The organism is Pseudoalteromonas sp. S2755 (assembly GCF_005886535.1).
GTDB lineage: Bacteria > Pseudomonadota > Gammaproteobacteria > Enterobacterales > Alteromonadaceae > Pseudoalteromonas.
This window is the reverse complement of the sequence record NZ_PNDS01000058.1, coordinates 1-22,524: the sequence shown is the minus strand read 5'-3', so window position 1 is coordinate 22,524 and position 22,524 is coordinate 1. Positions and strand designations below refer to the sequence as shown.

The 22,524-nt window shown below is 42.7% G+C and carries 25 protein-coding genes; 11 read left to right on the top strand and 14 right to left on the bottom strand.

Annotated features, from left to right (window positions below; translation table 11 throughout):
- Nucleotides 1-9: 9 nt before the first annotated feature.
- Nucleotides 10-558, bottom strand: coding sequence for a replication initiation negative regulator SeqA (gene seqA, locus CWC03_RS11505; RefSeq protein ID WP_138582050.1), 549 nt, complete (start codon nt 556-558; stop codon nt 10-12).
- Nucleotides 559-694: 136 nt separating this feature from the next.
- On the opposite strand from seqA, the gene CWC03_RS11500 reads away from it, so the two are divergent.
- The 5 genes from CWC03_RS11500 (at nt 695) to fur (ending at nt 3,141) form a co-directional block, all read left to right on the top strand.
- Nucleotides 695-1,462: an alpha/beta fold hydrolase gene (locus CWC03_RS11500; RefSeq protein WP_138582049.1), complete on the top strand. Its 768-nt coding sequence runs from the start codon at nt 695-697 to the stop codon at nt 1,460-1,462.
- 87 nt (nt 1,463-1,549) lie between these two features.
- A complete protein-coding gene (locus CWC03_RS11495; protein ID WP_010372701.1) occupies nt 1,550-1,771 on the top strand; it encodes a DUF2788 domain-containing protein in 222 nt (73 codons plus the stop codon).
- Complete coding sequence (ybfE, locus tag CWC03_RS11490) at nt 1,771-2,049, top strand: LexA regulated protein (RefSeq protein ID WP_010372698.1); 279 nt, start codon at nt 1,771-1,773, stop codon at nt 2,047-2,049. The genes CWC03_RS11495 and ybfE overlap by 1 nt, the downstream gene beginning before the upstream one ends.
- A gap of 14 nt (nt 2,050-2,063) precedes the next feature.
- On the top strand, nt 2,064-2,591 hold the full coding sequence (gene fldA, locus CWC03_RS11485) for a flavodoxin FldA (RefSeq protein ID WP_010604714.1): 528 nt from the start codon (nt 2,064-2,066) through the stop codon (nt 2,589-2,591).
- 103 nt (nt 2,592-2,694) lie between these two features.
- Nucleotides 2,695-3,141: a ferric iron uptake transcriptional regulator gene (gene fur / locus CWC03_RS11480; protein WP_138582048.1), complete on the top strand. Its 447-nt coding sequence runs from the start codon at nt 2,695-2,697 to the stop codon at nt 3,139-3,141.
- A 67-nt stretch (nt 3,142-3,208) separates the two neighbouring features.
- Here fur and CWC03_RS11475 read toward each other — a convergent pair whose 3' ends face one another.
- The 6 genes from CWC03_RS11475 to glnS form a co-directional block, all read right to left on the bottom strand.
- On the bottom strand, nt 3,209-3,562 hold the full coding sequence (locus tag CWC03_RS11475) for a DUF1428 domain-containing protein (protein ID WP_128728087.1): 354 nt from the start codon (nt 3,560-3,562) through the stop codon (nt 3,209-3,211).
- Between the two features lie 14 nt (nt 3,563-3,576).
- Nucleotides 3,577-3,966 carry a YciI family protein gene (locus CWC03_RS11470; protein ID WP_128728086.1) on the bottom strand — a complete coding sequence of 130 codons (390 nt, stop codon included), beginning with the start codon at nt 3,964-3,966 and terminating at the stop codon, nt 3,577-3,579.
- Between the two features lie 86 nt (nt 3,967-4,052).
- On the bottom strand, nt 4,053-4,901 hold the full coding sequence (locus CWC03_RS11465; protein ID WP_138582047.1) for a YciI family protein: 849 nt from the start codon (nt 4,899-4,901) through the stop codon (nt 4,053-4,055).
- Nucleotides 4,902-5,038: 137 nt separating this feature from the next.
- Entirely contained in the window at nt 5,039-6,310 is a 1,272-nt protein-coding gene (locus tag CWC03_RS11460) for an RNA polymerase sigma factor (protein ID WP_138582046.1), read from the bottom strand.
- A 102-nt stretch (nt 6,311-6,412) separates the two neighbouring features.
- A complete protein-coding gene (locus tag CWC03_RS11455) occupies nt 6,413-8,239 on the bottom strand; it encodes a protein kinase domain-containing protein (protein WP_138582045.1) in 1,827 nt (608 codons plus the stop codon).
- A gap of 56 nt (nt 8,240-8,295) precedes the next feature.
- Entirely contained in the window at nt 8,296-9,960 is a 1,665-nt protein-coding gene (gene glnS, locus CWC03_RS11450) for a glutamine--tRNA ligase (RefSeq protein WP_128728081.1), read from the bottom strand.
- A gap of 248 nt (nt 9,961-10,208) precedes the next feature.
- Here glnS and CWC03_RS11445 point away from each other — a divergent pair, with 248 nt between their 5' ends.
- Nucleotides 10,209-11,279, top strand: coding sequence for a DUF3083 family protein (locus CWC03_RS11445; protein ID WP_138582044.1), 1,071 nt, complete (start codon nt 10,209-10,211; stop codon nt 11,277-11,279).
- 44 nt (nt 11,280-11,323) lie between these two features.
- On the opposite strand, the gene CWC03_RS11440 is transcribed toward CWC03_RS11445, so the two are convergent.
- From CWC03_RS11440 to CWC03_RS11425, 4 genes are all read right to left on the bottom strand, one after another.
- A complete protein-coding gene (locus CWC03_RS11440; RefSeq protein ID WP_138582043.1) occupies nt 11,324-12,178 on the bottom strand; it encodes a pirin family protein in 855 nt (284 codons plus the stop codon).
- 92 nt (nt 12,179-12,270) lie between these two features.
- Nucleotides 12,271-12,678, bottom strand: coding sequence for a VOC family protein (locus tag CWC03_RS11435; RefSeq protein WP_138582042.1), 408 nt, complete (start codon nt 12,676-12,678; stop codon nt 12,271-12,273).
- A gap of 101 nt (nt 12,679-12,779) precedes the next feature.
- Nucleotides 12,780-13,706, bottom strand: coding sequence for an electron transfer flavoprotein subunit alpha/FixB family protein (locus CWC03_RS11430; RefSeq protein WP_138582041.1), 927 nt, complete (start codon nt 13,704-13,706; stop codon nt 12,780-12,782).
- A complete protein-coding gene (locus CWC03_RS11425; RefSeq protein WP_138582040.1) occupies nt 13,703-14,455 on the bottom strand; it encodes an electron transfer flavoprotein subunit beta/FixA family protein in 753 nt (250 codons plus the stop codon). Before CWC03_RS11425 ends, CWC03_RS11430 begins: the two co-directional genes overlap by 4 nt.
- Before the next feature lie 176 nt (nt 14,456-14,631).
- Here CWC03_RS11425 and CWC03_RS11420 point away from each other — a divergent pair, with 176 nt between their 5' ends.
- Both CWC03_RS11420 and CWC03_RS11415 read left to right on the top strand, forming a co-directional pair.
- A complete protein-coding gene (locus CWC03_RS11420; RefSeq protein WP_138582039.1) occupies nt 14,632-16,281 on the top strand; it encodes an electron transfer flavoprotein-ubiquinone oxidoreductase in 1,650 nt (549 codons plus the stop codon).
- A gap of 84 nt (nt 16,282-16,365) precedes the next feature.
- Nucleotides 16,366-16,845 carry an acyl-CoA thioesterase gene (locus CWC03_RS11415; RefSeq protein WP_138582038.1) on the top strand — a complete coding sequence of 160 codons (480 nt, stop codon included), beginning with the start codon at nt 16,366-16,368 and terminating at the stop codon, nt 16,843-16,845.
- A gap of 41 nt (nt 16,846-16,886) precedes the next feature.
- Here the strand turns inward: CWC03_RS11415 and CWC03_RS11410 are convergent, their stop codons facing one another.
- The 3 genes from CWC03_RS11410 to CWC03_RS11400 all read right to left on the bottom strand — a co-directional run bounded on the left by CWC03_RS11410 (nt 16,887) and on the right by CWC03_RS11400 (nt 18,607).
- Nucleotides 16,887-17,936 (bottom strand): energy transducer TonB, encoded by a 1,050-nt coding sequence (locus CWC03_RS11410; RefSeq protein WP_138582037.1) that lies wholly within the window; start codon nt 17,934-17,936, stop codon nt 16,887-16,889.
- 204 nt (nt 17,937-18,140) lie between these two features.
- On the bottom strand, nt 18,141-18,428 hold the full coding sequence (locus CWC03_RS11405; RefSeq protein WP_138582036.1) for a hypothetical protein: 288 nt from the start codon (nt 18,426-18,428) through the stop codon (nt 18,141-18,143).
- Nucleotides 18,428-18,607, bottom strand: a complete 180-nt coding sequence (locus CWC03_RS11400) for a hypothetical protein (protein WP_138582035.1) — start codon at nt 18,605-18,607, stop codon at nt 18,428-18,430. The genes CWC03_RS11405 and CWC03_RS11400 overlap by 1 nt, the downstream gene beginning before the upstream one ends.
- 153 nt (nt 18,608-18,760) lie before the next feature.
- Here CWC03_RS11400 and tsaA point away from each other — a divergent pair, with 153 nt between their 5' ends.
- From tsaA to CWC03_RS11385, 3 genes are all read left to right on the top strand, one after another.
- Complete coding sequence (tsaA, locus tag CWC03_RS11395) at nt 18,761-19,471, top strand: tRNA (N6-threonylcarbamoyladenosine(37)-N6)-methyltransferase TrmO (RefSeq protein WP_171040239.1); 711 nt, start codon at nt 18,761-18,763, stop codon at nt 19,469-19,471.
- 131 nt (nt 19,472-19,602) lie between these two features.
- Complete coding sequence (locus CWC03_RS11390; RefSeq protein ID WP_138582034.1) at nt 19,603-21,330, top strand: proline--tRNA ligase; 1,728 nt, start codon at nt 19,603-19,605, stop codon at nt 21,328-21,330.
- A gap of 130 nt (nt 21,331-21,460) precedes the next feature.
- A complete protein-coding gene (locus CWC03_RS11385) occupies nt 21,461-22,261 on the top strand; it encodes a UDP-2,3-diacylglucosamine diphosphatase (protein WP_138582033.1) in 801 nt (266 codons plus the stop codon).
- Nucleotides 22,262-22,524: the final 263 nt, after the last annotated feature.

Genomic DNA, 22,524 nt, shown 5'->3' with positions numbered 1-22,524 from the left:
TTTCCTTACTTATAGGTAGTCTCTAATTTTCTCGGCAGCTTCATCTGTGTAACCTAACACCTTAGCTACTTCATGAAGCATCATTTTCTTTCTAGTCGTATTTGAATTTGTCATCACCCAATATTCACTGTCTGCGATATTTTTCGGGTTCATACTGCTACCACTTTCGAGCAGTGCATTTTTACTCGTAGCAAAGTAAATTCTATCGCGGCCCTTAATTTCAAGCACATTATTAAATTCGGATTTATGTGTACGATGGAGCGCCGATAGGATAAACAAAAAGCGCCCGACTACACCCTTTTGCATAGCAAGCTCTTCTTTATTAAGAATATTAAAGACATTCGCCGCTGGCTTTACCGGTTGGCTTAGTGTTTTTGTTTGTGACTCAGCTGCCATTTCTTGTACTTGTTTTTCTTCCTGCTGTGCGACGGGTTTAGATTCGGTCCCAGGAGTAAGTTTTAATAAACGACGTAAAATCTCAGAAGCACTTTCTCCAATACTTTGTGTGTTACTTGCAATGTATTGATATAGCTCGTCATCTATTTCTATCTTTTTCATGCGTTTCCTGTCATCTATGCTAATTAGGAGCAACTCATTTCAATTGTCACTTAGTATATCCAAATTTAACTTATTACTCTATGGCTTTGCATTTTTACTCTTCAATGTCACAATTAGCGCCAAATTTGGAGGATTTATGCAGTTAAACTATCAACAAATTGGCGACCAAGCCAAACCTAGTGTCTTTGTTATGCACGGACTCTTTGGCTCTTTGGAAAATGTAAATGTGGTGGCAAAAGCACTTGCCGAACATTTCAGCGTGATTAATGTCGATTTGAGAAATCATGGTCGCTCTTTTCATGATGGGCAAATGTCCTATCCAATAATGGCAAATGACATCAAAACACTAATGGATGAGTTAAAACTGGATAAAATACATCTCGTTGGTCACTCGATGGGTGGTAAAGTGGCAATGCAATTTGCCCAATTATTCCCAGAAAGCATCAACAAGCTTGTCGTATTAGATATTGCACCTGTTGATTATCACTCAAGACATGATGCAATAATTACTGCGCTTAACGAAGTGCAAAAAAGTAATGTGTCCAGCCGTAGTGAGGCTGATATCATAATGTCGCAGCATATTGAAACAGTCGGCGTGCGTCAGTTTTTACTCAAAAGTTTAGCAAAAAATGAAGAAGGTAAACTTGCTTGGCGTTTCAATTTAGATTTAATTACTGAAAAATACGATACAATCACATCAAATATTAATGAAACTCATTCCTGTTTGTGCAATACTTTGTTCATTAAAGGGAATAATTCTGACTACATCCTACCTGAGCATAGGGATGCTATCGCTCGTTTTTTCCCAAATGCGCGAGCAAAAATAATACAAGGTGCGGGCCACTGGTTACATGCAGAAAAGCCCGAAGCGGTAAATCGCTCAATTATTGATTTTCTTCAATAAAACGAATCGAATTTACCGTTATAAACTTAATTTATGCATTTAGGTTATGTTATAGTAGCCGCCGTTTAAGTATTGAGTAGAGCTCAGATGGTCAGTCAATTTATAAATGAATTTGAAACGCTAGGGCTGTGGTTTGCGCTAGCTGGTATATTCTTTTTCATCGGTATGGCGATTCAGGACGTACTGAAAAAAGGTGACGTGCCAAAGTTCGGACGCTATATCGTTTGGCTGGTGTTGTTTCTAGGTTGCTCTGGATTTATAGCAAAAGGCTTGATCCAAGTGTTTTGGCAAGGCGCAGGTGTTGGATAATGGCCAAGGCTGAAACAGATAGAACGACTATCGACCTATTTGAAAATGAAAAACGTCCCGGACGTCCTAAGACAAATCCACTGCCACGAGAAGTGCAGTTAAAGGTTAACAAGCGCAATCAAATAAAGAGAGATCGTGCTCGTGGCCTAAAAAGGGTAGAATTTAAGGTTTCATCAGAGTTGTATCAAGCGCTAAGTGATATGGCAGAGTCGCAAAACATTAGTCGAAGTGCACTCATCGAGACCATCTTACAAGAAAAGTTAGCGGTTAATAGATAGAAGGTAAGCAGTTAATGGCAAGCGTAGGTATTTTTTTCGGCAGTGATACTGGTAATACAGAGCACGTTGCTAAAATGATTCAAAAAGAGCTGGGCAAAAAGCTCGTAGACGTAAAAGACATTGCTAAAAGCAGTAAAGAAGAGATTGCTGAGTTCGATTTACTACTATTCGGCATTCCAACTTGGTATTACGGCGAAGCACAGTGTGATTGGGATGATTTTTTCCCTGAGCTTGAAGAAGTCGATTTTGAAGGCAAGCTGGTTGCAATTTTTGGCTGCGGCGATCAGGAAGATTACGCAGAGTATTTCCTTGACGCGATGGGCATGGTTAATGACATCGTTACCGAGCGCGGCGCAATTGTGGTTGGTCATTGGTCTACCGATGGTTATGATTTTGAGGCGTCAAAAGCTGTCGTTGAAGACGGTAAGTTTGTTGGTCTTGGCATTGATGAAGACCGTCAGCCAGAGCTAACAGAGCAACGAGTTAAACAATGGTGTGCACAAGTATATGACGAAATGTGCTTAAGCGAGCTGGAAGATTAATTCCATTTGCTTTGCACTTGCTGCCCGAGCAAGTTATTCTTAGGTATAGCGTCGTGAATATTGACCTAAGACAAATTATAACTAACAGATTGAGACAGATTTAATGACTGATCACAACTTAGAGCTTAAAAAGGCTGGTTTAAAAGTAACGCTTCCACGCATCAAAATTTTAGAGATCCTTCAGTCTCCTGATAATCAACACATCAGCGCAGAAGATGTGTACAAGATCTTATTAGACAAAGGTGAAGAAATTGGCCTAGCTACGGTATATCGCGTACTAAACCAATTTGATGATGCTGGTATTGTAACACGTCACCACTTTGAAGGCGGTAAATCTGTTTTCGAGCTGTCTGGCAGCACTCACCATGATCACTTGGTATGTTTGAAATGCGGCAAGGTTGTCGAATTCGAGGATGACGTTATTGAAACACGCCAAGAAGAAATTGCGAAAAGCAATGGTATCAAACTGACTAACCATTCACTATACCTTTATGGTGAGTGTGAAGATAAAGAAGCGTGCAAAAAGTACGCTGAGGAAAATGGTAACTAACCTACCCTTTTCGCCTATTTAAGCATTATTAAGCCAGCACAAGTTGCTGGCTTTTTTGTAGAGTAGCTCAGCATTCCACAATTGTCCTAAAGCCACCATAGATAAGCCTTTTGCCATCAAACGGCATTGGATTAGCTTCTTGATCGCAAATAGGATCTTTAAATACTTCTGCCATTCCAGCATCACGGACTTCTTTTGAAGGCCAAGTGATCCAGGAAAACACCACAGTTTCATCAGGCTTACACTTTACAGCCAGTGGAAAAGAGGTAAGCGTTCCATCAGGAACATCATCCCCCCAAGCCTCGACAACGCGCTCTGCTCCAAATTTTTTAAACACTTTTGCCGCTTTACTGGCGTGCGCTTGATATTCTTCACGCTTATTGGTGGGTACGGCGCATACAAAACCATCAATATAACTCATCTTTGACATCTCTATTATCCTCGTCTTTGTGCTTCATAGCTGACATTATTCTCGTCTTGCAACTCGCGAACAGGCCGAATTTCAATGCTGCCATAACGCGCTGGCGGAATTTTGCTAGCCGCTTGGATGGCCTCATTTAGATCTTTAACATCAAGTAAATAAAAGCCCGCAAGCTGCTCTTTAGTCTCTGCGAATGGACCATCGGTAATATCGACTTTACCCGCTCGTATCCGTAGTGTTGTCGCACTTTGAGTTGAGAGTAAGGCGTTACCGCCTATCATCTGCTTGCGCTCTTTTAATGATTCTCCACACGCGATGCATTCACGATTCAGTGCGTCCCATTCATCTTGTGAGAGCTTTTCCATTGATTGTTCATCGTAATAAACCAAAGCTACATATTTCATAGTATGTCCAGCTCCTTATTAATTGGTATCTGAATAGCTAGCGTCTTATGCTGCTCGCTTTTAACTTAGCTATTTCGTGATCAAGGTTAATTAGCAGCGTTACTGGGTAACATCACGATCCACGCCACACCGAATTTATCAACGACCTGACCATACAGGGGGGACCAAAATGTTTCTTGTAATGGCATTTTGACCGTACCACCATCGGCTAGCGCATTAAATGCTCGGTGAGCTTCTGGTTCAGAATCAATTGTTATAGACAGACTAAATCCTGCAAACGGTGCATCACCACCACAGCCGTCAGATGCAAAAATCTTTATATCGCCAATACTAAACTCACAGTGCATTACTTTATCTGAGAAGTTTTCTGGTATCGCACCATCAGGAATAGGATCTGGACTTTCGTTAAAACGCATAAGCAGACCGACTTTGGCACATAGATGCTGTTGATAGTATTCAAGTGCCTCTTCGGTACGCCCTGCAAAGAATAAATAATTGCAAACATGCGCGGTTTGCATCGCAATCTTTTGTCTTAATTGTTCTTCGTCTTCGAGGATTTCGCCGCTGGGGTCGATATCTGCAAAGTCAGCCATTTCATAAAACGGTCTAACTTCAATATCAGATTCCTCATTCATAGGATTAGGGCAGCGCTTAACCCATTCTAGCGCCTCTTCCATTGATGTTACTTCCCATACCCAATAACCTGCAATTAACTCATTAGTCTCCGCAAAAGGCCCTTTAGTTACAATGCGCTCTTCGCCTTTAAAACGAACGCGAACTCCCTCTTTACTCGGCTTCAAACCGTCACCAGAAGTCATTATTCCAGCATCAACTAATGCATTATTGAATTCTCCCATCGCAGCCATTAATTCCGCGGTTGGTAGCACCCCAGCTTCAGACCCTTCACTTGCTTTTACAATCACCATTACTTTCATCGTCAATTCTCCTGATATCTTTCATAAATAGAGCTGAATAACCAAAGATTACCTGCGGTTTTGATAAATAAAGTGCTCTATACACTCTAGTCGAATGCACTCTCTAGAGATCGACAAAGTAAGGAGAATTTTCTTAATTAATTTTCACCGAGCTTGAGAAGCTTTTGTTTGAGAATCCTTTGCTCTGGTAATTGCGTTGTTAAATTGAGAGCCGTTTTAAATGCATTAATCGCACTAGCCGTTCTGCCAGCGCGAGATAATAGTTCGCCATAAGCCGCATGAGCCAAGTGATACCTTTGCATTTCTTTGTGCTCAAATAGCCGCTCTATCATGGTAATACCCGCATCTGGTCCCTCTTTCATAGCGATTGCAACCGCTTGGTTGAGCTCAATAACAGGAGATGGGCTCACTTGGTGTAGCTGAGCATATAATTCAACAATCTGTGACCAATCTGTCGCCGCTGCTGTTGTCGCAACTGCATGAGTCGCAGAGATCGCCGCCTGAATGGTGTAAAAGCCATATTCACCGGCGCACATTATTTCAGCGACCAACTGCGTACCTTCTGCAATCATATCTTTACTCCAAAGGCTTCGGTCTTGCTCTTCCAGTAAAATAATGTCACCGCTAGCATTGGTGCGCGCCGCCTTTCTAGCATCATTTAAGAGCATCAATGCGAGTAGCCCCGCCACTTCTGGATCTGGCGTTAGGGAATAAAGTAAACGAGTTAAGCGGATGGCCTCCGAAGTCAGTTCACTGCGTATTGCAAGTTCGCCTTGTGTTGCAGAATACCCTTCATTAAAGACCAGATAGATAACCGTGAGCACCGCATCAAGTCGGTTGTTAAAGTCAGTGTCGTCTGGCAGCTCGAACGGAATACGGGCATCACGGATCTTCGCTTTGCCGCGCACAATTCGTTGTGCCATTGTTGTGTTAGACACCAAAAATGCACTGGCAATTTCCTCTGTTGTTAGTCCACAGACCTCCCGCAGAGTAAGCGCAACTTGTACTTTAGGATCAATCGCTGGATGGCAACAAGTAAAAATTAACCGCAATTGGTCGTCTTCAATTACATTGGCGTTTTGCTCTTGGGCTTGACCTGTGATATCAGAAAGCTCATCCACTTCAGTAGCAACTTCTAGCTTTTCTCTTTGACGTTGCTGTTTGCGTATTGCATCAATGGCTTTAAAACGACCAGTAGAAATCAACCAAGGGACTGGGTTTTCTGGCATGCCTTGAGTAGGCCAGTGCTTTAACGCCACATTAAACGCGTCTTGTAATGCTTCTTCTGCTAACTCAAAGTCACCTAGAAGGCGGATCAGTGTGGCGTAAATTTTCCGGCTTTCTTGCTTGTACAGCACTTCGATAGACTTACGAATTGTATTGCTATCGCAAGCGAGTTGATTGCTCATCACTTTCCTTCGTCAGCTAGGTTATAACCATTTGAATTGGTATAGCCACTATTTCATAAATCAGCAAGGGTCTCAATGACAGGCTAGTAGCAGTGCTAGCACCTAAGTGTTAACAACAAATGTTTTGGGATTTTTGGGAAAGAAAAAGTCAGGCTGGCGGTCGCATAGAGCAAACTCACGTGTATTTTTATAGGGCAGCTTCATAAACCCTGCTACGCCATAATCTTGAATACTAACCGCATATTGCATGATCCGAGTCAGTAGCGCCTTAAATTGCGCCTCTTTATTAGCATCAAGTAGGCGATAGTAATAATGAATTTTCATCCTATCTTGCAACGATTCAAAAATGATGCAACCTGTATGATGGATCTGGTTTAACTCGAACACGCATTGAATTATCTGTCTTGGCAGCTGCAGTTGCTCGTCTGGATCTTTACCGTCTTCAAAGTATGAATGCGGGCGTGTAATTTCATTGCTCGAAATATCGCTAACGCTAAACTCGAGTTCTGGCAGATGGTCAAATTGGAACGCGCCAGTGCCGTCGCGAGTCAGTTGAATAGTTTGTCGCGCGTCGAACAAACAACATTTAAACAAACCTTTTTGTTTTATTCCCTGCGCGAGCATTACGGTAGCGTTTAACGCGTCTTTAAATGCAAGGCCCAATGTTTCGTCATGTAAAATAAGACTCGACTCAACAAATAGCTGCGCGTCTTTCCAGTGAAAACTGAGACCACCAACCACTGGGTATTTTGCCAGTCTGCTAATTGAGGCCAAAAAGGCTTTCTCAGTATCGCCGGTATCGAACAAAAACTCTTTATAATATCTATCTAATTGCGCGTCGTTTACGTCTCTTAGATTGTGTTTATCGTCAGCACGGCGCAAAAACTGCTTACGTGAGCTGTAGACGACCGTTTCAGGCTTAACTGAGGTTTCATAGGTCCAAAAAGGAATGCGGGACTTTTTCTCTGACAGCGTTAAATCCGGTAAATACATTTTTGCCATTGCTGGCATATTACGAACAAAGTAATCCCCTGCACTATCCCTCGTTGCTTTGTCTTTGCTAAGCATGCCATCCAGCACTTGCGCAAATACTTTTGGTAGCCCCAAAGCGCTAGCAGGAATGACCTGAGCACCAAAGCGACATGATTGTGCACTAGCAAGTGCATAAATCGTCGATGCAACGCCTTGCTCATCAAAACGAGGAGAAGATTGTGCACCCGACATTTGTTCATCACCAATAAAATACACATCTCCCATCCGAGCGTTGGTCGTACTTACATCAGATGACATTAAATCCATGATATTGCTCGCGATAGGCTCGCCATGTACGTCCACCTGAGCATAGACTGAGCTTCCCCAATCAACCAAAGAGAAACCATCGGAAGCTTCATCCCAAACAATATTAGATGGCTTAATATCTCCATGAACGATGGGTTGCGGAGACATACCGTTGCGACGCTCGCGCAAATCAACCAATACATTTCTGAGTTTTAACGCGAGGCTTACCAACTCATGCGCTTTAAAACGGCCCTTTTTGAGTGAGATCTTTTCTAAATCTTCACCAGGGGCACGCTCCATCATCAAAATGCCTTGCTTTTTTACTCGCTCGAAGGCGTAGAAGTTTGGCACCATCGGGTTGTCAATTTGCGACAACATATAGCCTTCATCTTCAAGCCTGTCACGCACACTTTGAGCAAGCGTGATCCGAGAAAATTTAAACACCCAGTCTTTCCCCATATCACTTGTACCAGCAAATACGAAGCCAAATGCACCAGAGCCAATTACCTCAACATGTTTATAGCCAAGTTGGCTCAATTGTTTTTTACAGATATTCAGCCATTGACGGTGCTTTTTTGCATCATGATGAGACAGTAAGTAGATGGACTGCTGTTCGTTGATATAGAAGTGTTGGATGGATTTTTCAGACATAATTTTACGCAGAAAAAGCAATAAAAAAGGTCGACATAAGCCGACCTCATTGGGTGTTAACCTTGCTGTTCTATCTTAGCCCACGAATCACGTAGACCAACAGTTTGGTTAAACATTAGCGCTTCTGACTTGTTATCACGACAGAAGTAACCTAAACGCTCAAACTGATAACCTTGTTCAGGCTTAGCGTTTGCAAGCGCAGGCTCAAGTTTGGCATTTGCAATGGTTACCAAAGAGTCTGGGTTTAATACTTCCGTGAAATCTTCGGCAGCCGCTGGGTTTGGTACCGTAAATAGGCGGTCGTACTGGCGCACTGGCGCTTCAATACAATGTGAAGCAGATACCCAGTGAATTACGCCTTTCACCTTGCGACCATCTTCTGGGTTTTTACCCAAAGTATCAGGGTCGTAACTACAGTAGATTGTCGTAATATTACCGTTTTCGTCTTCTTCAATACGCTCAGCCTTAATCACATAGGCATTACGAAGACGCACTTCTTTACCTAGCACCAAACGCTTGAACTTTTTATTCGCTTCTACGCGGAAATCTTCTTGTTCAATGTAGACTTCACGCGTAAACGGTAGCTCACGCTCGCCCATGTCTAATGTTGGGTGATTAGGCGCTTGTAGCATTTCAACTTTATCTGCATCAAAGTTTTCAATGATTAGCTTAACCGGGTCAAGTACCGCCATGGCGCGTGGTGCATTTTCGTTTAAGTCGTCACGGATACACGCTTCAAGCATGCCCATTTCAACCATGTTGTCCATTTTGGTTACGCCAATGCGCTTACAAAATTCACGAATTGCAGCTGGTGTATAACCACGGCGACGAAGCCCTGCAATTGTCGGCATGCGCGGGTCATCCCATCCTTCAACATGGTTATTAACAACCAAGTCATTGAGCTTACGCTTCGACATCACCGTGTATTCAAGATTTAAACGAGAAAACTCGATTTGCTGTGGATGACACTCGATGCTGATGTTATCTAGCACCCAGTCGTACAAACGGCGGTTATCTTGGAACTCTAATGTACAAAGTGAATGCGTGATCCCTTCAAGCGCATCGGAAATACAGTGCGTAAAGTCATACATCGGATAGATGCACCACTTATCACCAGTTTGATGATGGTGTGCAAAACGTACACGATAGATGATAGGGTCGCGAAGCACCATAAATGAGCTTGCCATGTCAATCTTAGCACGAAGAACACATTCCCCTTCTTTAAACTCGCCATTTCTCATTTTTTCGAATAAGGCTAAGTTTTCTTCTGGTGAAGTGTCACGATAAGGGCTATTTTTGCCAGGCTCAGTCAACGTACCACGATACTCGCGCGCCTGCTCAGGCGACAAGAAGCAAACGTACGCTTTGCCATTTTCAATTAGCTCAACTGCGTAGCTATAGAGCTTGTCAAAGTAATTTGATGAATAGCAAATTTCGCCATCCCATTCGAACCCAAGCCACTGTACGTCTTCTTGGATCGACTTAACGTAGTTGATGTCTTCTTTTTCTGGGTTGGTATCGTCAAAGCGTAAGTTGCACTTACCTTGATAATCTTGGGCAATACCAAAATTTAAGCAAATTGATTTAGCATGGCCAATGTGTAAAAAGCCATTTGGCTCAGGTGGAAAACGTGTGTGCGTGGACGCATGTTTGCCACTGGCAAGATCCGCATCAATGATGTTGCGAATAAAGTTTGATGGGCGATTTTCAGTTTCCGCCATAGGAAATCTTTCCTCTGAATTATGCTCTTAGTTAACCTCGGCATTATTACAAAAACTCAGCCGAACTTACAGCAATTATCTGCGCTGTATCAGGATTTATTCATTTAGTTAAATGTTCATCAGTTTTTTGTGACAAATTTTGTTCTAGCGCAATATTTCCGTCACAACTTCATCCTATAGTTGCGCCATCTCAGTGTTTATACCATAAACGCTGCTTAAGTCACGTTACCGAGGAAAGGACAAAAGTAATGGCTTCAATGAATTTGAATCGTGTTTATATATCAACTAAGGCGAGAAACAATCACTATATTCTTGCTGAGTTTAAACCAGATGATGCATTCTATGCATGTTTTGACTCCAGTAGCGCATGTTATGAGCGTTTGTCTCGCCAGCTATTCGCGCTGTGTGACGAATATGAGCTGCATAATGTACATGTAATTGCGAACGATAAATTGCCGGTAGTGCGTTACCACGACGAAGCCTATACCATGCAAACAGAAAAGCAGATTTTGTTTTTCTATAATCCTAAGTTCCACGAAGCGCATCAAACTTATCTCAATGACGGATACCAGGCGCGTAAAATCCGCTTATTATTTTTAGCCACGGGAAATGAATTACGCGCCAATGCCGCGACCTTCCACAACAAAGTGAAAAAGGTGCTTGATGCACTTAAAGAAGGCTTTTCTCCGGTAGAACCTCAGTTTAGAGTGCGAGACCACCAACATTTAACCTATGACCTATTTGCCAAAGCGAAAGGTGACAAAGAGTCGTATGGTTATAAGTTGCGTGCACTTTACCCACGTTATCAAGCCAGAAACTGCACGTTACCAGACGAATATAGTGAAATGACCTACGCGACCTTTAACATTCCAGTGTCACGTGCAATAAAAACAGAGTTCCAAAGCCAAATGCGCCCTGGTGATTACGGACAATTCTATCGCACACTAGAAGATGCATTTCTTTCTTCTTGTGCCGATAAACAGCTCAATATGGTAGCCATGGTAGCCGATGGCCGTTTACCTATCGTCAGAAGTGCTAAAACCGATAAGTCCGATACGAATCGAGAGCTACAAAAGCTGAGTTTTGATACCAGTTCCGGTGATAATCAAATTTACTCACTGTTTAACGAGACAAATCTAGTGGACACCATCCGCTTTGTGATCGTTGCCAATGACAAAGACAAAAAAGACATGGGCTATGGTCGTTTTATGAATCACGTAGAAACGGCTATTAAACGCTTTGTCGCGCAACTTCCTGTTAATATTGAAAAGCAGGATGTCAACGTACGCTTCTTCCAACATATTAGTTACGACTATTAATAGATAAAAGGGAGCATGTTCTATTAGGGTGTACTTTTGTCATCCTAAGGCAGAGGAATATGCTCCAATTTATCACTAGGGATCATATCGAACCTACCCTCACGCCAATCTTGCTTCGCTTGTTCAATACGGGATTTACTAAAAGAAACAAAGTTCCAATCAATATAAGGGATTTTTTTAAACGCCTCTCCGCCGAGCAATAGCACTCTGCTATTCTCATTGAAATGTAATTGCGTGTCGTCGTCTTCAAGTAATACAAATGAGCCTGCACTATATGATTTATTCGGCACCACCACTTCGCCGTAAATCACATATACGCCAACTTCTTGTGTCTGATCAGGCCTTTCAATATGTCCGCCAGCTTTTGCCATCACATCAACATAAAACATAGGTGAAAATGTTGGGACAGGAGAATGCAAACCATACGCACTGCCGATAATGACCCTAGCCATCACCCCCTCTAGTTGCCTAGTCGGCAAGTCAAAACGGTTTATATGTGAGAAACTGGGCTCAACTTCAGCATTTTCTTCCGGTAGCACCACCCAGCATTGCAAACCATGAATAGCATGTGGTTGCGCTTTAGTTTCAAACGATTCTCTCTCCGAGTGTACAATACCGCGCCCTGCCACCATCCAATTTACATCCCCAGGATGGATCTCAAGTTGATTACCAAGAGAATCACGATGGAGCAAGTTACCTTCAAACAAATAAGTGAGGGTTGCAAGCCCAATATGAGGATGTGGCCTTACATCGATACCATCACCAGCACTGAAATTACCAGGGCCCATTTGATCAAAAAAGATAAAAGGACCTACCATACGTTTCGCACGCTGCGGAAGTACGCGGTTTACTGAAAGACCACCTATGTCATGTGCTTTGCCATTTAGTTGAATTGCCATTACTTTGCTCCATCATGTTTTGTTTTATTATGGAGCTCAGTAACCAGAAGTAAAATGCGCAATTAAAGATACAAGCATTCTAGAAAATAGAATCACACCGCTTTGTACCAAGTGAGGCCTGAATACGGTTGCTGCTGCAAACTTTTTAACCGACTTTGCAAACTACCACTATGGATCTCGAGTTTGTGATGATCGGGGTCATAAATATAGAGCGAGTCTCCTTCGCTGCTATTTTGCTGCCATACGCCAACCTCGTATTCCAATACTGTTTTAGAAAAAGTTGTAAACTCTTCGGCAGCAATATTGAACGCTATATGACTGTAATCTGAGCTTGGAGATACCTCTCCTAAAGATAAACAAAGCCACACATCACCAAGCGTTAAATACGCGCCTTTATCCCAAGTTACCCAAAGCTCGAATCCTAACAAGCCAGAGTAGAAATCAAGTGACGTGTTTAGGTTAGATACTGTTATTGTGACGTGGTTTAAGCCTGTAAGCATTTCTCCTCCAGCTAGACACGAAAAAAGCCGCGACCAAAGGTACAACGGCTTTAACAACCAGAATTACTTTTCTTGATGTAGGCTAGCTACAAAAAGAAGCGTTACAGTGCCTGTTCAAGCTCTGGTAACGCATCAAATAGATCCGCAACAAGGCCATAATCAGCCACTTGGAAAATCGGGGCTTCTGGATCTTTGTTGATAGCAACAATGACCTTAGAATCTTTCATCCCTGCAAGATGTTGAATAGCGCCGCTGATCCCGACTGCAATATATAAGTTAGGCGCCACAATCTTACCGGTTTGGCCCACCTGCATATCATTAGGCACGAAGCCCGCGTCAACAGCAGCACGCGATGCACCAATTGCAGCCCCTAGTTTGTCAGCAATACCATTTAGCAAGGCAAAATTTTCACCGTTTTGCATACCACGGCCGCCTGAAATAACAACCGGTGCCGCAGTTAATTCAGGGCGCTCAGATTCAGTTTGTTCAATGCTCACAAACTCACTCATTTGAGAGGCAATACTTTGCGAGCGATCCTCAATGTCACATGCTGCTTGAGTCTCTACGGCATCAAATGCTGATGCACGCACAGTGATAACTTTTTGAGAGTCTAATGATTTTACAGTCGCAATTGCATTACCCGCATAAATTGGACGCTTAAAGGTGTCTGCATCAATCACATCGATAATTTCTGAGATCTGTGATTTGTCGAGTAACGCCGCGACACGTGGCGCGATATTTTTACCTGTGGTAGACGCTGAAAACAAAATGTGTGAAAAGTCACTTGCTAATTCAACAACTAGCTCAGATGTGTTTTCTGCCAACTGATGTTCGAATGAAGCATCATCAACAGCAACCACCTTTTTTACGCCAGCGATCTGTGCAGAGTGATTGGCAGCCTCAGCAATGTTGTGACCTGCAACTAATACGGTAATGTCGCTTGCGATTTTTGTTGCAGCAGCAACCACCTTAGCGGTTTCTGGTTTCAATACACCATTTTCATGCTCAGCAATAACTAATACGCTCATGAGATCACCTTTGCTTCTGTTTTTAACTTGTTTACTAACTCTTCAACGCTCTCAACCATCACGCCACCAGAGCGCTTAGCTGGCTCTTCAACTTTCACCAATTCAATACGAGGTGCTAAATCGATACCTAGCGAATCCGCTGCGATCACATCTAATGGTTTACGCTTAGCTTTCATGATATTTGGCAATGAAGCATAACGAGGTTCATTCAAACGCAAATCCGTTGTCACGACCGCTGGAAGTGATAGCGACACCGTTTGCAAACCGCCATCAACTTCACGCGTCACTTGTACTTTATCGCCTTCAACTACAACTTTAGAGGCAAAAGTGCCTTGAGCACGCTTAGTTAACGCCGCTAGCATTTGTCCTGTTTGGTTATTATCAGAATCGATAGACTGTTTACCTAGAATCACCAGCTCTGGACTTTCTTGTTCCACTACCTTAGCCAGTAGTTTTGCGATGTGCAGAGATTCAAGCTTTGCGTCTGATTCAATGTGGATTGCTTTATCTGCACCCAGTGCAAGCGCCGTTCTTAGCTGCTCTTGGCAAGCTTTATCGCCAATTGATACGGCAATAACTTCCGTTGCAGTGCCCGCTTCTTTTAAACGAACCGCCTCTTCTACTGCGATTTCACAAAATGGGTTGATCGCCATTTTAACATTGCTCAAATCAACATCACTGTTGTCAGGTTTGACTCTTGCCTTTACGTTGTAATCAATCACGCGTTTGATTGGCACAAGTACTTTCATGGTTACTCCATCATCTGGTTATTCTCTAAGCTGACGTCTACGTCAACAAATTATTTTATTGGTTTCAGACTACTTCCTGTTGACGTAAACGTCAACCTCAAATAACCTTAGTTTAACGAAAATCAAACTAAAGCCTCTCTTTAGTTAATCTACCGTCAAATAGTGTGAGGTTAATAATGGTCGAACGTGAAACCATGGAGTTTGATGTTGTGATAGTTGGTGCAGGTCCTGCGGGCCTGTCTTGCGCTATCCGACTCGCTCAACAGGCTCAAGAAAAACAACAAGAATTAATGATCTGTGTAGTCGAAAAAGGCTCAGAAGTAGGTGCACATATCTTGTCTGGTGCAGTATTTGAAACCAAAGCACTAGACGAACTTATCCCTGATTGGGCTGCAAAAGGCGCTCCCGTGACGACGAAAGTGACGGGTGACGACATTTATTTATTCAAAAATGAAACCAATGCCACCAAACTGCCTCATCTAGTGGTACCAAAAACATTTAAAAATGACGGCAACTATATTGTTTCCTTGGGGAATGTTTGTCGATGGCTCGCTGAACAAGCAGAGCAGCTTGGCGTCGAAATTTTCCCAGGCTTTAGTGCCCATTCCTTAATAATAGAAGAGCAACAAGTTAAAGGTATTATTACCGGTGATATGGGCCTAGATAGAGATGGCCAGCCTAAAGACAGCTACATGCCTGGAATGGAACTTAGAGCGAAATATACCGTATTTGCTGAAGGTTGCCGCGGCCACTTAGGCAAACAACTTATAGCTGAATTTAAACTGGATAAAGACGCTTCTCCTCAACACTACGGCATCGGCTTTAAGGAAATTTGGCAAGTAGACCCAAGCAAGCATAAAGAAGGTCTTGTTGTACACGGCACAGGTTGGCCACTCGACAATGATACCCATGGCGGTTCATTTATGTATCATGCTGAGAACAATCAAGTCGTGGTCGGGTTAATCATCGACTTAAATTACACTAATCCACACCTAAGCCCATTTGATGAATTTCAGCGTATGAAGCATCACCACACCTTTGCGAGTGTACTTGAAGGTGGTGAGCGCATTGCCTATGGTGCTCGCGCAATCGCCAAAGGTGGCTTTCACAGCCTACCTAAAATGCATTTCCCTGGTGGATTACTGATTGGCTGTGACGCAGGTACCCTCAACTTTGCCAAAATTAAAGGCAACCATACAGCAATGAAGTCCGGTATGCTTGCAGCCGATGCCATCATTGAGGCACTCGGCCAAGAAAGCGCTCCGTCAGACTTGGTAAGCTTTGCCGACAAGTTTAAGGCAAGTTGGCTTTATGATGAGCTTTATCAATCTCGTAACTTTGGTCCAGCAATGCATAAGTTAGGTCGTATTATGGGTGGCGCTTACAATATGATCGACCAAAACATTTTCTCAGGTTCGCTACCATTTACTATTAAGGACGAACATCAGGATCACGCACAGCTTAAGCTTGCGTCTGAATCGCAAACTATAAGTTACCCAAAGCCGGATGGTAAATTAAGTTTTGACAAACTTTCTTCCGTATTTTTATCGAATACCAATCATGAAGAAGTACAACCATGTCATTTACAGTTAAAAGATTCTGATATACCAATCAAAGTGAATTTAGCTAAGTTTGATGAGCCTGCACAGCGATACTGCCCCGCTGGCGTGTATGAAATAAACGAAAACGAGCAAGGTGAGAAGCTGTTTGTCATCAACTCGCAAAACTGTATTCATTGCAAAACCTGCGATATTAAAGATCCGAGCCAAAATATTACCTGGGTCACACCAGAAGGGGCTGGTGGTCCGAACTATCCAAACATGTAATACCAATAAATCCCAAATTGCGGGGGCGAAATGCCCCTTTCTTTCCTATACTTAGCGTATATTTTAAAAAATAGAGCTGAGTCTATGCCACAACAGTCCGTCACCTTTCGATTTTTAGCAGAGCCTACCGACGTCAACTTTGGCGGTAAAGTACACGGTGGCATGGTCATGAAATGGATTGATCAAGCTGGGTATGCTTGTGCTGCTGGTTGGAGTGGCAGCTATTGCGTTACCGTTTCGGTAGCAGGCATGCGCTTCCACCGCCCTATTCTTGTGGGTCAGATTGTTGAGGTTTCTGCGCGCATTGCCCATACCGGGAACACCAGTATGCAAATTTTTATTCAGGTGCGCTGTGGCGATCCAAAAACGCAGCGACTTGTCGAAACCAATCACTGTATTATCAGCTTTATCGCCATGGACCAAGCAGGGTATCCAATTCAAATTCCTCAGTTTAAAGCGAAAACCGCAGAGGAGAAAAAATTAGAAGCCTATGCGGTGAAAATGAAGGAAATAGCGATCCAGACCGAATCGCTACTAGAAGAAACCTTGTCCGATAGTAAATAACATGAACGTCTGGTAACAAAAATCGAAGTGTAGAAGTTCAGCTACGATTGAACTTCTATCAGTTTAAAGGAGCTATTCGGCTCACCAAAAACCACGACATTACACTCCCCCCAACTTTTCGGTATATTCCACTGCATATTTTCAGCAAATTTAAATTGTGAAAACTGGTTATCACATCGTACTTCAAGGGTGTGAAGTGCGCCTGAAACCTCAGCGATAGCGAAATTAGGTCTGACCAATGCGTGTGTCCAGACGTCATCTTTTTTGATTTCAGCGGCAATAACAAGCATCTTGCTCTTATCTGCTATCAAGGCAACAATTTCATCTATGACAGGTTGCACTGCTGACTTGTAAGTGTCTTGTCCATCTAATTCCATTAGTTTTTTATGGTTTTTCAGCGCACCTTTATATTCCTGCAGCTGCGTTTGGAGCTTAATTGCATTGATAAGGGCGTTGGCGTAGAGTTCAGGTTTAACGATATTTTTGCCGTGCCAGATGATCCCTTTATGCGCCTCAAGTTCTTGTCTAGGTTCAGCTGTTAATTGAAAGTATCGCGCTTTTACTAAGTTAAAATAGGCTTCTTCATATCGATTCCAACGACCTTTTTTTGACAGCTTATCAATATGTTCTTCAGCTTCTACTAGTTTACTTTCATCAAGGAGATTATTGATGTTGCGATAACTTCTCACAAAACCTCGAGATGCTCCTTCTTCCGCATCTGACATATTAAATGAAAACATCACACTATTTTTGCACTGCTTAATCGGCTTACCATCTTTTGTTGCTGGAGAATATTGCCAACGTTTGATTGCTCGCAGTGCAGCGCGTTCGAAGCCTTTCTGTCCAGATGAATCCTCCACTATCGGAGACACCACTGAACCATCCTCATTGATGATATAGCTCAGCGTAACCCAGCCTTCCCCGCCGACTAACGCAACATTGCGTGGGTACTGAGGCGCAACTCTTTCAACAGCCGATGCATTTACGATTGTAGATAAATGTAAGTTTGGCTCGCTTTCAGCAAATGCGTCTGTTGTGAGTGAAGCGAATAGAACTGAGGTCATTAAAGTAGATTTAATAAAATTTTCCATATCAAATTGTCCGTTATTTATAGAAGCTCATTAGCAATATAGCACAGACTTTAAATTGCCAAAAGCGACCCTAAAATGAGATCTTGTTTTTATTTACAAGGTGGATTTTGGCTCTGATGAGAGCCCTATGACCAATGGAAACTGGATCTAAAGATACGAAATCATTCGGGGATATTGACGATAGACTTGGCCAGTTAAGCCGCACTAAAGCAAATTCCTTGCTAATGTAAATATGGCTTTTTCACTTGCAGCGAGCGCGTCGCGTTTGCTTAAGTTGCCTTCTTTTAATAATTGTAAGCTTACTTTTTCAGCTTCTCGACTGAGCAGTACATCTATCTTCGTAGGACTTACCGCCCCTTCTGTTAAATCATTGATTATTGCTTGCAACGTTGCTCTGCGCTCCGATATCGCGCGGATCAAAATAGGCTTAAGAGGGGATGATTTACAGAGTGCTTCCTGACAGCTCTGGTCAACCTTTCTTTTAAACTCCATTATTTATACTCATTTTTTCGGCGATTAAATGCTTGTAATTTTTCTCGTAAGCCATGAATTGGCTTTATGTTTTCTACCAATTGCTTGTACTCATAGGCTCGAGTACCAATAATTTGCTCGTTATCTGTGCGTAAACTCGAGCGTAAGCCATTTTGGGACGAAAAAGTATACCGATTCATGTTGCGACTTCCATCAATATTCCATTATTTACAAGGATATGCGAAAAACCTGAACAAATGAATTACATGACATTACAGAGCTAATTACGAGTAGGATTTTGTGAAAGTCAGGATCAATAGTAAACTTCGCTCATCTTAATTCAGACAGAGACCATGGTGGAACAAATCACTATCGAGCCCATCGGCTATATCCAATCTCCTTACAAACAAAAATTCGCTATTCCAAGGCAACCAAGGCTTGTTCCTGAAGCAAAAGCTAAGCTTAGATTTGTTGGCGAATTTAACCGCGAAGAGTTTGTTCGTGGTATTGAAGAATTTACGCATATCTGGTTGTTATTTCGCTTTCATGAAACCGCAGAAAAAGGTTACTCTGCGCTTGTACGCCCGCCAAGGCTCGGTGGCAATGAACGCAAAGGCGTGTTTGCGACTAGAGCGACTTTTCGACCCAATGGGATTGGTATGAGCGCTGTTAAGCTTGAAGGAGTGGAGTATAAAAATGGCCAGCTTGATCTCTTACTTTCTGGTGTAGATTTATTGGACGGTACACCAATCATTGATATTAAGCCGTACCTTCCCTATTCAGATGCTTTGGTGGATGCCACAGCTGGCTTTGCTGATACTCGGCCAGAAACGCAGATGTCTGTTAGCTTCTCAGACGAAGCTGTCATTTTTATCGAAAAACAAAAAAACTATCCCGAGCTTCAGCAATTCATTACCAATGTATTGAAGCAAGACCCTCGTCCGGCTTATAAAAAGAAACGCACATCACAGCAGGACTATGGTATGAGTTTGTATGATTTTAATATCCGCTGGACAGTAGATGGTGAGCATAACCATGTCACTGAAATTTCGTTAGCAAAATAGCAAACTCAGCGGCTTGCCAATAAACTTATAAATTATGAAGATGTTTAGGTATTAAAGCTTTTTAAGCGGCTACTGCACTGCTAGAATAGCCGCCAATAAGAGAACAATAAGTAACTTATACTGGAATAAGAATGCGTACGAGTGAATATATATTAGCGACTCTAAAAGAGACGCCGTCTGATGCAGAGGTGGTAAGCCACCAGCTAATGCTAAGAGCGGGTATGATCCGTAAATTGGCTTCAGGTCTTTATACTTGGCTACCATCAGGCCTAAAAGTTTTCCGCAAAGTAGAAAGAATTGTCCGTGAAGAGATGGACAAAGCGGGAGCGATTGAGCTGCTAATGCCAGTGATCCAGCCTGCAGAGCTATGGGAAGAGTCAGGCCGTTGGGAACAGTTTGGTCCTGAACTACTTCGTATTAATGACCGTCATGGCCGTCCATTTGCACTTGGTCCAACGCATGAAGAAGTGATCACTGATCTTGTACGCCGCGAAATCAACAGCTATAAGCAACTGCCAATCACACTGTATCAAGTCAGTACCAAAGTACGTGACGAAGTTCGTCCACGTTTTGGTGTGATGCGCGCACGTGAGTTCACTATGAAAGACGCCTATTCATTCCACATGACTGATGAGTGTCTTGAAAAAACGTATCACAAGATGTTCCAAGCTTACTGTAACATTTTTGATCGTTTAGGCGTTGACTACCGTCCAGTTATTGCTGACAGTGGTTCAATTGGCGGTAACCTATCCCATGAGTTCCATGTACTTGCAGAGTCTGGTGAAGATGCGATCGCATTCAGTGATGAAAGTGACTACGCTGCAAACATTGAAAAGGCAGAAGCACTTGCACCAACTGAAGCTCGTCCTGCACCAAGTAAAGAACTTAATACGTTTGACACACCAGAAGCTTTCACCATCGCTGAACTAAAAGCAAAACATGGTGTTAAGCCACACCGTGGTGTTAAAACACTCATCGTGTATGGCGCACCAGACGAAGACGGTAAACGTGGTCTTGTCGCGCTTATCGTTCGTGGCGACCATGACCTTAATGAGCTGAAAGCTGAGAAATTAGCACAAGTGGATTCACCGCTTGAGATGGCGAGCGAAGAAGACATTGTTAACGCTATTGGTGCAAAGCCAGGGTCGTTGGGCCCTGTTGGTCTTTCAATGCCTATTATTGTCGATCGTAGTGCAGCTATCATGGCTGATTTTGTTGCTGGTGCAAACAAAGATGGTGTCCATTACAGTGGCATTAACTGGGACAGAGACGTAAGCGCTTATACTGTTGAAGATATCCGTAACGTGGTTGAAGGCGATCTAAGCCCTTGTGGTAAAGGTAAAATCCTTATCAAACGTGGTATCGAAGTAGGTCACGTGTTCCAACTTGGTACTAAGTACTCTGAAGCAATGAAAGCAGGTGTACTCGGCGAAGAAGGGAAAAACCAAACATTAACCATGGGTTGTTATGGTATTGGTGTATCTCGTATCGTTGCCGCTGCAATCGAGCAAAATAACGATAATTACGGTATCAAATGGCCTGTTGCTATTGCACCATTTGAGTTAGCAATCGTGCCAATGAATATGCATAAGTCTCACCGTATCCCAGAGATCGCAGAAAAGTTCTATGCAGATCTACAAAATGCGGGAATTGATGTGCTATTCGACGACCGTAAAGAGCGTCCGGGGGTTATGTTTAACGATATGGAACTTATCGGTATTCCATACACCCTAGTGATTGGCGAGCGTAACCTTGATGAAAATAAGGTTGAGCTGAAAAATCGTCAAACTGGCGAAAAACTGATGCTGGATATTGGATCTGCGGTTGAAACAATCGTTAATGCAATTAGAAGTAAATAAACCTACGTAAATTGCATAATAAAAGAGCATACAGGTGTATGCTCTTTTGTCATATTAGCTTCTCCTAACTGCCCCGCCACTGTCATCTTTGCCTCTTAGCATTGTCATTATTACGCTAAAGAGCCAAGCCATGAAAACAACATACTATCCGAGTATTTGGATCTCAGATGTACACTTGGGCTACAAGGACTGTAAAGCGAAGTTCTTGCTAGATTTTCTCAACAAAACTGAATGTGATGTACTCTATCTGGTTGGTGATATCGTTGATCTATGGTCAATGAAACGCCAGTTTTTTTGGGATCCATCCCACTATCAGGTATTAGAATGCATACAAAAAAAAGCGGGATCTGGTACACGCGTTATCTACATACCGGGTAATCACGACGAAACCTTCAGAAACTACGTTGGACAAACGCTTTTTAAAGTCGAAGTGCATAAAACCTTTATTCATACCACTTCCGCAGGTAAGCGGTTTTTATTACTACACGGTGATGATTTTGACTCGGCAACAAGATACAACAAATTGATCAGTATCATTGGGGATGCCGCTTATGATTTTCTACTCTTCTTAAATCGCTGGACCAATCGCGTACGACGTTTATATGGTGGTCATTATTGGTCGCTTGCATCTTGGCTGAAAAAGCGTGTGCATAAAGCCAGAGAGGCCATTGCTGCATTCGAGAATGCAGCAATTCATGAAGCGAAGAAACAAGGTGTCGACGGTATTATCTGCGGGCATATCCACCAACCGGAGATCCGTGTCGTAGATGGTATTGTGTACTGCAACGATGGTGATTGGATAGAAAACTGCACGGCATTGGTTGAAAACCAAGAAGGTCGTATCGAATTGCTGCATTGGTCAGATGTACAGTCCGTTCTTAACGTAGTTGAAATTGAAAACATTGAAACCGACAATGTTGAAGCCGCTTAATTAGCGGCTTCAGTTCTTCCAATTACTCTTCTTTTAATAACTTATGCAGTAAATCAATGCGCTTGTTAATACGTTTGTTTTGCGCGTACGACTCTGCGCTTGCGCTCATCATTAAAATCCAAAAGATGTATAATACCAATTGAATTAATTCTCTAATCAATTTGAAGGGTGAAATAGCATATTAGCTTTGTTAAAAATTTCTCATTTAGAACAACTAAATAGCAAAATTTTTGCCTTGCCTATATGGAGATAGGTACCTTAGC

Bases quoted from the DNA above. Each gene is read 5' to 3' on its own strand.
- CWC03_RS11470 (WP_128728086.1), bottom strand. From the start codon at position 3,966: ATGAAATATGTAGCTTTGGTTTATTACGATGAACAATCAATGGAAAAG.
- CWC03_RS11460 (WP_138582046.1), bottom strand. From the start codon at position 6,310: ATGAGCAATCAACTCGCTTGCGATAGCAATACAATTCGTAAGTCTATC.
- CWC03_RS11385 (WP_138582033.1), top strand. From the start codon at position 21,461: ATGAAAACAACATACTATCCGAGTATTTGGATCTCAGATGTACACTTG.
- CWC03_RS11425 (WP_138582040.1), bottom strand. From the start codon at position 14,455: ATGAAAGTACTTGTGCCAATCAAACGCGTGATTGATTACAACGTAAAG.
- CWC03_RS11400 (WP_138582035.1), bottom strand. From the start codon at position 18,607: ATGAATCGGTATACTTTTTCGTCCCAAAATGGCTTACGCTCGAGTTTA.
- CWC03_RS11390 (WP_138582034.1), top strand. From the start codon at position 19,603: ATGCGTACGAGTGAATATATATTAGCGACTCTAAAAGAGACGCCGTCT.
- CWC03_RS11410 (WP_138582037.1), bottom strand. From the start codon at position 17,936: ATGGAAAATTTTATTAAATCTACTTTAATGACCTCAGTTCTATTCGCT.
- CWC03_RS11405 (WP_138582036.1), bottom strand. From the start codon at position 18,428: ATGGAGTTTAAAAGAAAGGTTGACCAGAGCTGTCAGGAAGCACTCTGT.
- CWC03_RS11495 (WP_010372701.1), top strand. From the start codon at position 1,550: ATGGTCAGTCAATTTATAAATGAATTTGAAACGCTAGGGCTGTGGTTT.
- CWC03_RS11430 (WP_138582041.1), bottom strand. From the start codon at position 13,706: ATGAGCGTATTAGTTATTGCTGAGCATGAAAATGGTGTATTGAAACCA.
- CWC03_RS11445 (WP_138582044.1), top strand. From the start codon at position 10,209: ATGGCTTCAATGAATTTGAATCGTGTTTATATATCAACTAAGGCGAGA.
- CWC03_RS11475 (WP_128728087.1), bottom strand. From the start codon at position 3,562: ATGAGTTATATTGATGGTTTTGTATGCGCCGTACCCACCAATAAGCGT.
- ybfE (WP_010372698.1), top strand. From the start codon at position 1,771: ATGGCCAAGGCTGAAACAGATAGAACGACTATCGACCTATTTGAAAAT.
- CWC03_RS11440 (WP_138582043.1), bottom strand. From the start codon at position 12,178: ATGGCAATTCAACTAAATGGCAAAGCACATGACATAGGTGGTCTTTCA.
- CWC03_RS11500 (WP_138582049.1), top strand. From the start codon at position 695: ATGCAGTTAAACTATCAACAAATTGGCGACCAAGCCAAACCTAGTGTC.
- fldA (WP_010604714.1), top strand. From the start codon at position 2,064: ATGGCAAGCGTAGGTATTTTTTTCGGCAGTGATACTGGTAATACAGAG.
- seqA (WP_138582050.1), bottom strand. From the start codon at position 558: ATGAAAAAGATAGAAATAGATGACGAGCTATATCAATACATTGCAAGT.
- CWC03_RS11420 (WP_138582039.1), top strand. From the start codon at position 14,632: ATGGTCGAACGTGAAACCATGGAGTTTGATGTTGTGATAGTTGGTGCA.
- CWC03_RS11415 (WP_138582038.1), top strand. From the start codon at position 16,366: ATGCCACAACAGTCCGTCACCTTTCGATTTTTAGCAGAGCCTACCGAC.
- fur (WP_138582048.1), top strand. From the start codon at position 2,695: ATGACTGATCACAACTTAGAGCTTAAAAAGGCTGGTTTAAAAGTAACG.
- tsaA (WP_171040239.1), top strand. From the start codon at position 18,761: ATGGTGGAACAAATCACTATCGAGCCCATCGGCTATATCCAATCTCCT.
- CWC03_RS11465 (WP_138582047.1), bottom strand. From the start codon at position 4,901: ATGAAAGTAATGGTGATTGTAAAAGCAAGTGAAGGGTCTGAAGCTGGG.
- CWC03_RS11435 (WP_138582042.1), bottom strand. From the start codon at position 12,678: ATGCTTACAGGCTTAAACCACGTCACAATAACAGTATCTAACCTAAAC.
- glnS (WP_128728081.1), bottom strand. From the start codon at position 9,960: ATGGCGGAAACTGAAAATCGCCCATCAAACTTTATTCGCAACATCATT.
- CWC03_RS11455 (WP_138582045.1), bottom strand. From the start codon at position 8,239: ATGTCTGAAAAATCCATCCAACACTTCTATATCAACGAACAGCAGTCC.